Annotated in this window: 8 protein-coding genes; 7 read left to right on the top strand and 1 reads right to left on the bottom strand. The window is 67.7% G+C overall.

The genetic code is table 11. The features are described from left to right. The first annotated feature begins 43 nt into the window (after positions 1 to 43). Complete coding sequence (locus C5O18_RS04195; protein WP_105191738.1) at positions 44 to 1,279, top strand: nucleoside recognition domain-containing protein; 1,236 nt, start codon at positions 44 to 46, stop codon at positions 1,277 to 1,279. Between the two features lie 119 nt (positions 1,280 to 1,398). After that, a complete protein-coding gene (locus C5O18_RS04190) occupies positions 1,399 to 2,205 on the top strand; it encodes a ParA family protein (protein WP_206389719.1) in 807 nt (268 codons plus the stop codon). A gap of 87 nt (positions 2,206 to 2,292) precedes the next feature. Here C5O18_RS04190 and phrB read toward each other — a convergent pair whose 3' ends face one another. Continuing rightward, positions 2,293 to 3,780, bottom strand: a complete 1,488-nt coding sequence (phrB, locus tag C5O18_RS04185) for a deoxyribodipyrimidine photo-lyase (RefSeq protein WP_105191736.1) — start codon at positions 3,778 to 3,780, stop codon at positions 2,293 to 2,295. Positions 3,781 to 3,916: 136 nt separating this feature from the next. Here phrB and C5O18_RS04180 point away from each other — a divergent pair, with 136 nt between their 5' ends. From C5O18_RS04180 to C5O18_RS04160, 5 genes are all read left to right on the top strand, one after another. After that, the gene (locus C5O18_RS04180; RefSeq protein ID WP_105191734.1) at positions 3,917 to 4,852 is read left to right on the top strand and encodes an ABC transporter ATP-binding protein; all 936 of its coding nucleotides are present in this window, start codon (positions 3,917 to 3,919) and stop codon (positions 4,850 to 4,852) included. Continuing rightward, on the top strand, positions 4,849 to 5,631 hold the full coding sequence (locus C5O18_RS04175; RefSeq protein ID WP_105191732.1) for an ABC transporter permease: 783 nt from the start codon (positions 4,849 to 4,851) through the stop codon (positions 5,629 to 5,631). Before C5O18_RS04180 ends, C5O18_RS04175 begins: the two co-directional genes overlap by 4 nt. 2 nt (positions 5,632 to 5,633) lie before the next feature. Then, entirely contained in the window at positions 5,634 to 6,464 is an 831-nt protein-coding gene (gene queF, locus C5O18_RS04170) for an NADPH-dependent 7-cyano-7-deazaguanine reductase QueF (RefSeq protein ID WP_105191730.1), read from the top strand. A gap of 203 nt (positions 6,465 to 6,667) precedes the next feature. Beyond that, a complete protein-coding gene (locus tag C5O18_RS04165) occupies positions 6,668 to 7,336 on the top strand; it encodes a hypothetical protein (RefSeq protein WP_105191728.1) in 669 nt (222 codons plus the stop codon). A 9-nt stretch (positions 7,337 to 7,345) separates the two neighbouring features. Then, positions 7,346 to 8,023: a hypothetical protein gene (locus C5O18_RS04160; protein ID WP_105191726.1), complete on the top strand. Its 678-nt coding sequence runs from the start codon at positions 7,346 to 7,348 to the stop codon at positions 8,021 to 8,023. Position 8,024 lies beyond the last annotated feature (1 nt).

The following is an 8,024-nucleotide window of genomic DNA, read 5'->3' as shown; positions in this document are numbered from 1 at the left end:
TGCATGCTTCCGCCCCGGGGCGTGCGAGTGGCGGGAGCGGGTCGTGCTGAATGTGCTGTGGCTGTTCTTTTTTGCGGTAACGGTGGTCACCGCCTGCTGGCAGGCGTTCGCACTGGGTGATTCCGGCAGCTTCGGCCGCGTGGTGCAGGCCTGGTTCGATGGCGCCCGCTTCAGCGTCGAGATCAGCATCGGCCTGGTCGGCATGATGACGCTGTGGCTGGGGCTGTTCAAAGTCGCCGAGCACGCCGGCCTGGTGGCCGTGTTCGGTCGCATGCTGCAGCCGCTGTTCCGCCGCCTCATGCCTGAGGTGCCGGCGGGTCATCCGGCTTTCGGCGCGGTGACCATGAACCTGTCGGCAAACTTCCTCGGCCTCGACAATGCCGCCACGCCGCTGGGTCTGCAGGCCATGCGCGAACTGCAGACGCTCAACCCCGAGCCCGAGCGCGCGACCAAGGCGCAGTCGCTGTTCCTGGTCATCAACACCGCGTCGGTGACCCTGATTCCGGTCAGCGTCTTCCTTTACCGCGCGCAGCAGGGCGCACCCGATCCGGCCAGCGTGTTCCTGCCCATCCTGCTGGCGACCTCGGCGTCGACCCTGGTCGGCGTCACTGCCATCTGCCTGCTGCACCGCATCCGCCTGTTCGACCGCGTGATCCTCGCCTATGCCGCCGGCTTCGCGGCGTTCATGGCGGCAGTGATCACGCTGCTGCTGCAGCTGCCCTCGGCAGACATGGGCCGGGTCTCCGGCGCGGTCGGCAATGGCCTGCTGGTGCTGGTCATCGCCGGTTTCCTCGCTGCCGGCTGGTGGCGCCGGCAGCCGGTCTACGAGCATTTCGTGAATGGCGCGAAGGAAGGCTTCCAGACCGCCATCGGCCTCATTCCCTATCTGGTCGCCATGCTGGTGGCGATCGCCGGACTGCGTGCCAGCGGCGCGCTGGGCATGGCGCTGGACGGCATCCAGGCGCTGCTGCAGTGGCTGGGCATGGCCACCGAGTTCGTGCCGGCGCTGACCACGGCGCTGATGAAGTCGCTGTCGGGCAGCGGTGCGCGCGCCATGATGATCGAGACCATGCAGACCTATGGCGTCGACAGCTTCCCGGCGCTGGTGGCGGCCATCATCCAGGGCTCCAGCGAAACCACGCTCTATGTCGTGGCGGTGTATTACGGCGTGGTCGGCATCCGCAAGGATCGCGGCGCGCTGGCCTGCGGCCTGCTGGCGGATGTCACCGGCGTGGTGGTGGCGATCCTGGCGGCGTACTGGTTCTTCCCGCCGGGCTGATGCGCGCCGGTGGTGAGCGCGGCGTCATCCTGGGCTAGAATCCGGGCCATCCGTATTTTGCGCGCGCCGATTCGCGCGCTGCCGCCTCGTGCATCGGCCGCTGCCGGCGGATGCATGCCATGTCCAGGGAGCCGCTCATGCGTCGTGTCGTGTTCAACCAGAAAGGGGGTGTCGGCAAGTCCAGCATCACCGTCAATCTCGCCGCCATCAGCGCCGCCCGCGGACGGCGCACGCTGATCCTGGACCTCGACCCGCAGTGCAACGCCAGCCAGTACCTGCTCGGAGAGGCTGCCGAATTCAGCCGCGACAAGCCCGAGCTGTCGCCCAACGTCGGCCAGTTCTTCGCCCAGTCGCTGTCGTTCAAGCTCAAGGAGCGGCCGCTGTCGGAGTTCGTGCATCCGACCGCCTTCCCCAACCTGTTCCTGATTCCGTCCAACCCCGAGCTGCGCGAGATCGAGCACCTGCTGGAGAGCAAGCACAAGATCTACAAGCTGGCGGCGGCGCTGCGCGAGCTCAGCGACAGCTACGACGAGATCTTCATCGACACGCCGCCGGCGTTCAATTTCTACACGCTGTCGGCGCTGATCGCGGCCGAGCGCTGCCTGATCCCGTTCGACTGCGATGCCTTCTCGCGCCGCGCGCTGTACACGCTGCTGGAGAATGTCGAGGAGACCAGCAAGGACCACAACAACACGCTGGTGGTCGAGGGCATCATCATCAACCAGTACCAGCCGCGCGCGTCGCTGCCGGCCAAGCTGGTCGAAGAACTGAAGGCCGAAGGGCTGCCCGTGCTGTCGCCGCCGCTGCCGTCGTCGGTGATCATGCGCGAATCGCATCAGCTCAGCCTGCCGCTGATCCATCACGCACCCAAGCACAAGCTCACTGCCGAGTTCGTGGCGCTGTTCGACAACCTCTCTGCGGTTTGAGCGTGCTGTGCCCGGACCATCCGCGGACAGCCTGACGGCCTTTGCCCCGGGCTCTGCCCGAGGCTGATCCGTGGCGTTCGCGTGCCTTTATCCGGGGGCTTCGCCGCTGCCTGCCGGCGCCAGCGCCCGGAACGCGGCGATCGCGTGCAGCCTGGCTTCGCCGTGGTCGACCACCGGCAGCGGGTAATCCAGCAGGGCATCCACCTGCTTCGCGTGCGGTTCGTGCACGCGTCGCGCATCCAGCCCGGCCAGCGCCGGCAGGAAGCGGCGGATGAACTCGCCGTCGGGATCGAACTTGCGTCCCTGCAGGGTCGGGTTGAAGACGCGGAAGTAGGGCGCGGCGTCGTTGCCGGTGGATGCCGACCACTGCCATCCGCCGTTGTTGGCCGACAGGTCGCCGTCGATCAGATGGCGCATGAAGTGGCGTTCGCCCAGGCGCCAGTCGATGAACAGATCCTTGCTCAGGAACATGGCGCTGATCATGCGCAGGCGGTTGTGCATCCAGCCGGTCTCCAGCAGCTGGCGCATGGCGGCGTCGACGACGGGATAGCCGGTGCGGCCCTCGCACCAGGCCCGGAACAGGGCGTCGTCGTGGCGCCAGGCGATGGCATCGGTCTCGCGCTTGAAGGCCTGGTGCCGGCAGACATGCGGGAAGCCGACGAGGATGTGCTTGTAGAAGTCGCGCCAGCACAGCTCGCCGATCCAGGTATCCAGGCCGCGCGCGTCGCGGGCGTGCGCGAGCTGGCGGCGTGCGGCGTGTAGGCACTGGCGCGCCGACAGCACGCCGGCGGCGAGGTAGGGTGACAGCGTGCTGGTGCCGTCGATGGCGGGCAGGTCGCGCCGGCGGTCGTAGTCGCCGCCGGCCTCGGTGATGAAGCCGGCCAGCCGGTCATGCGCGTGTGCTTCCCCGGCTGGCCACAGTGCCCGCGCCACGCCGGCATCGACATGCGACGGGTAGCCCGCGATGCGCTCGGGCAGGGGGCTTGCTGACACCCCGTAGGCCATGGCTTCGCGTTGCGCCGGCAGGCCGCGCGGGCGCGTGCCGTGGTCGTCCAGCTGCTGCTGCCAGTTGCGCCGGAAGGGCGTGAACACGGTATAGAAACGCCGGTCGCCGGTGAGCACGCGACCGGGCGGAACGATGCACAGGTCTTCGTGCCAGTGGGTGTCGATATCCTGCGCCTGCAAGGCCGAGGCGACGGCGCGGTCGCGGGCCTGTTCGTTGATCTCGTACTGGCGGTTGGCGTGCAGCGTTGTCACGCCGTGCGCATCGGCCCAGCGCGCCAGCACCGGCACCAGCGCGGCGTAGTCGTCGGCCTCCAGCAGGCAGAGCGGGATGTTCAGCGCCGCCAGCTCGTCGCGCAGGCAGGCGAGCTGGCGCAGCTCGAAATCGATGCGCACGCCGGCGACATCATGCTGCTGCCACTGGCCCGGCGTGATGGCGTAGAGCGCGGTCACCCGTGTCCGGGGATCGGCGCAGGCGGCGAGCAGCGCGGTGTTGTCGGCGGCGCGCAGGTCCTGGCGCAGCCAGACGGCGACATGGGGGACAGCATGGTGGGCGGGGGGCGAAGCGGGCATGTAGGCTCGATGCCGGATGGCCGGCGGCGGTCGGCGGTCGCGTCATGATAGACTCGCGCCGGCGCCGGCGGATGCCCGCGCAGCCTGTATTTTCATCGCGCCTGCTTTTCCCCGGCAGGCGGTCAGGAGTCCGTGCATGACGGCGGCTTTGCAGCTGACAGCAGTCACCAAGACCTACAAGTCCGGTACCAGCGCCCTCAAGGGCATCGACCTGTGCGTGCAGCCGGGCGATTTCTTCGCGCTGCTCGGCCCCAACGGCGCCGGCAAGTCCACTTCCATCGGCATCGTCAGCTCGCTGGTGAAGAAGACCAGCGGCCGGGTCAGCATCTTCGGCCATGACCTCGACACCGACACCGACGAGGCCAAGCGTCACCTCGGCGTGGTGCCGCAGGAGTTCAACTTCGGCCAGTTCGAGAAGGTCATCGACATCGTCGCCACCCAGGCCGGCTACTACGGCATTCCGGCCAAGCGTGCCTATGCCCAGGCCGAGAAGTACCTGGAGCAGCTCGGCCTGTGGGAAAAGCGTGACCAGCAGGCACGGCTGCTCTCCGGCGGCATGAAGCGCCGCCTGATGGTGGCGCGCGCGCTGGTGCACGAGCCGCGTCTGCTCATCCTCGACGAGCCCACCGCGGGCGTGGACATCGAGCTGCGCCGCTCCATGTGGGACTACCTGACGCGGCTGAACCGGCAGGGCACCACCATCATCCTGACCACGCACTACCTGGAGGAGGCGGAGTCGCTGTGCCGCAACATCGCCATCCTTGATCATGGCGAAGTGGTGGAGAACACCGACATGCGCTCGCTGCTGGCCAAGCTGCAGCAGGAGACCTTCGTCCTCGACCTCGATCACGCGCTGGAGGCCGTGCCGGTGCTGCCGGACTACACGCTGCGGCTGGCGTCGCCGACTTCGCTGGAGGTCGATATCCGTCGCGGGCAGTCGCTCAACGCGGTGTTCGCTGCGCTGAGCTCGCAGGGCGTGCTGGCGGGCAGCATGCGCAACAAGAGCAACCGCCTGGAGGAACTGTTCGTGCGTCTGGTGGAGAAGAACCTGAAGGCGGGGGAGGTGGCATGAGCAGCCTGTTCTCGGCGCCCAACCGCGTCGCGCTGGAGACCATCGTGGTCAAGGAAGTGCGCCGCTTCATGCGCATCTGGGTGCAGACGCTGGTGCCGCCGGCCATCACCATGACGCTGTACTTCGTCATCTTCGGCAACCTCGTCGGCCGCAACATCGGCGAGATGGGCGGGCACAGCTACATGCAGTTCATCGTGCCCGGCCTGATCATGATGGCGGTCATCACCAACTCGTATTCGAACGTGGTGTCGAGCTTCTACAGCGCCAAGTTCCAGCGCAGCATCGAGGAACTGCTGGTGTCGCCGGTGCCGCATTCGATCATCCTCATCGGCTTCGTGCTCGGCGGCGTCGCGCGCGGCCTCGCGGTGGGCGTGATCGTGACGCTGCTGTCGCTGTTCTTCACCGACCTCAGCCTCAACCACGGCTTCGTCATGGTCTACAGCGTGCTGATCACGGCGGTGCTGTTCTCGCTCGGCGGCTTCATCAACGCGGTCTACGCCAAGTCGTTCGATGATGTCTCCATCGTGCCGACCTTCGTGCTCACGCCGCTGACCTACCTCGGCGGCGTGTTCTATTCCATGGAGCTGCTGTCGCCGTTCTGGCAGGGCGTGTCGCTGCTGAATCCGATCGTCTACATGGTCAACGCCTTCCGCTACGGCGTGCTCGGCCACAGCGACGTGCCCATCTTCGCCTCGCTCGCCTTCGTCACCGCGCTGACCGTGGTGCTCTATGTCGTCGCGCTGCGCCTGCTGCAGCGCGGCACCGGCATGCGGGAGTGAGCATGGACCTGCACGCGCTGACCACGCTGGGCCAGGCCACGGTCTACCCGGACACGCATGACGCCGGCCTGCTGCAGCCGATCCCGCGCCGGCTGGCGCGCGAGGCGCTGGGTCTGGCCGGTGATGGCGCGGCGCCGCTGCCGTTCATCGGCGTCGATCTGTGGACGCACTACGAGCTGTCCTGGCTGGAGCCGGGCGGCAAGCCAGTGGTGGCGGTGGGCGAGATCCGCGTGCCCGCCGATTCGCCGGCGCTGATCGAGTCGAAGTCGCTCAAGCTCTATTTCAACAGCCTCAACTTCACCCGCTTCGCGACCCCGGCCGATTTCACCGCGCTGGTCGAGGGCGAGCTGTCGCAGGCCGCCGGCGCGCCGGTGACGCTGACGCTGCTGCCGGCGGATGCGCCGCTGCGTTTCGGCGGGCTGCCCGGCCGTTGCCTGGACGACCTGCCGCTGAGCATCGAGGACCGTCGCGAGCCCGACCCCGGCCTGTTGCGTTGCGACCCGTCGCGAATCGTGGACGAGACCTGGCATTCGCACCTGCTGCGCAGCAACTGCCCGGTGACCGACCAGCCCGACTGGGGCAGCGTGGTGGTGCGCTGCCACGGTCCGCGCATCGACCCGGACAGCCTGCTGGCCTACCTGGTGTCGTTCCGCCGCCATGCCGATTTCCACGAGCAGTGCGTCGAGCGCATCTTCCTCGACCTGCAGGCGCTGACCGGCGCGGCGCTGCTGACCGTGCACGCGCGCTACACGCGTCGCGGCGGGCTCGACATCAATCCGTTCCGTTCCACGGCCGAGGAGCTGGCCGGCAGCTGGCGCACCGTGCGCCAGTAAGCCTGCCGCCAGTCCCGAGGCGGGCCGCCGGGCCGGTGCGGGGCATGGAAAATGTGGCCGCGCGGTCCGGCGCGGCGCTTGCCAAAGCGCGGCGTGCGCGCCACCATTCCGCCATCGCGCAGCGTCACCATCCATGCGTGGCGGTCCGGTGCCAGGCCACCGGATCCGCAACAGCCGGACCCATAACAAATACAGGACTCATCATGAGCAGCTACTTCTTTTCCTTTCCGCTCGACAACAAGCTGCAGACCACCATCGACGGCCTGCTGGCCGACCATGCCCAGGGCAAGTACGCCGATCCGGCGGTGAGCAGCCAGATCGCCGTCGGCACCACCGATGGGGTGATCAAGGCGCTGGCGCTGGATGTCATCGACATCCTCAAGCACAGCGGCGAAGACGGCGCCGGCATTCTCAGCGTGCTCGCCGGCCTGCTGAAGAGCACCATGCATGTGCTGATCAAGCAGATCATGGGCAAGGTCGACAAGGGCGAGCAGGACAAGCTCGCCGGCTACCTCAACAGCCGCCGAGTCTACGTCGGCGACCAGGCGCGCTTCGGCTTCGAGCTGCCTGCCGCGCTCGGCGCCCGCTTCGATGACCTGCTGGGCCAGATCCGCGCCGGCCAGATCGCCGCCGCCCGTCCCGGCCTGACCACGGCCATGACCGATTTCACCGAGGTGGCGGTGAAGCGCTTCTACGACGAGTTCACCGGCTCGCTCGACCTCGGCTTCGTCAAGCGCAAGCTGGTCGATGTCGGCCGCAGCACCGTGCTCAAGGGCAGCCACACCGCCGTCAACAAGCTCTTCGGTTCGCTCAGCGATGACGAGCTGAAGCAGGTCGCCGCCCATTACGACACCATGTTCACCAAGGCCTGAGGAGACCCCATGACCCGGCTTTTCGCTTTTCCGGCGTCCGATGCCCTGCGGGCCGATTTCGACGCCGTGCTGGCCGCGTTCTCCGGCCCCGAGCTGCCTGCGGAGCCGCAGGCGCCCCGCGTGGTGCAGCTCACCCAGCGCTACGCCGACGAGATCGTCGATGCCCTGATGCTCAACCTGATGAAGGGCGCCGACGCCGGCAGCAGCGCGCCGAAGTCGCTGGAGACGGTGGCGGGCCTGATCAAGAGCACCGTGCACACGCTGATTCGCCAGGTCCTGTCCAAGCTCGACAACGCCGACCTGAAGCCGGTGTCGGTCTACATCGGCAACCGCCGTACCCGCCTCGAGCGCGATGGCGTGGCGCGCGACTACATCAGCTTCTCGCTGTCGGAAGCCGACTACGCGCTGCTCGCCGAGGCCTGGTCCGCCGCCGCGCGCGGCGAGGGCGACCGCGAGCAGATGACCCGTGCCATGCTGCGCTTCTCGGAACTGGCCATCGAGGCCTTCTACGAAGAGTCGGCCAAGGCCATCAAGCTGGGCTTCATTGCCCGCAACATGTTCTCGGTGGGCCAGACTGCCATCAGCAAGGGCTCGAAGGCGGCCATCAGCAAGATGGTGCCGGCGCTCGGCCGGGGAGAAATGAAGGCGTTCGGCACTTATTTCCAGGGCATGCTGCAGACCGCCTGAG

The organism is Amnimonas aquatica (assembly GCF_002943415.1).
Taxonomy (GTDB): domain Bacteria; phylum Pseudomonadota; class Gammaproteobacteria; order Pseudomonadales; family Moraxellaceae; genus Perlucidibaca; species Perlucidibaca aquatica_A.
This window is presented reverse-complemented; position numbering and strand designations above follow the sequence as displayed.

Coding starts and splice junctions, on each gene's coding strand:
- C5O18_RS04160 (WP_105191726.1), top strand. CDS start 7,346: ATGACCCGGCTTTTCGCTTTTCCGGCGTCCGATGCCCTGCGGGCCGAT.
- phrB (WP_105191736.1), bottom strand. CDS start 3,780: ATGCCCGCTTCGCCCCCCGCCCACCATGCTGTCCCCCATGTCGCCGTC.
- C5O18_RS04190 (WP_206389719.1), top strand. CDS start 1,399: ATGTCCAGGGAGCCGCTCATGCGTCGTGTCGTGTTCAACCAGAAAGGG.
- C5O18_RS04165 (WP_105191728.1), top strand. CDS start 6,668: ATGAGCAGCTACTTCTTTTCCTTTCCGCTCGACAACAAGCTGCAGACC.
- queF (WP_105191730.1), top strand. CDS start 5,634: ATGGACCTGCACGCGCTGACCACGCTGGGCCAGGCCACGGTCTACCCG.
- C5O18_RS04180 (WP_105191734.1), top strand. CDS start 3,917: ATGACGGCGGCTTTGCAGCTGACAGCAGTCACCAAGACCTACAAGTCC.
- C5O18_RS04175 (WP_105191732.1), top strand. CDS start 4,849: ATGAGCAGCCTGTTCTCGGCGCCCAACCGCGTCGCGCTGGAGACCATC.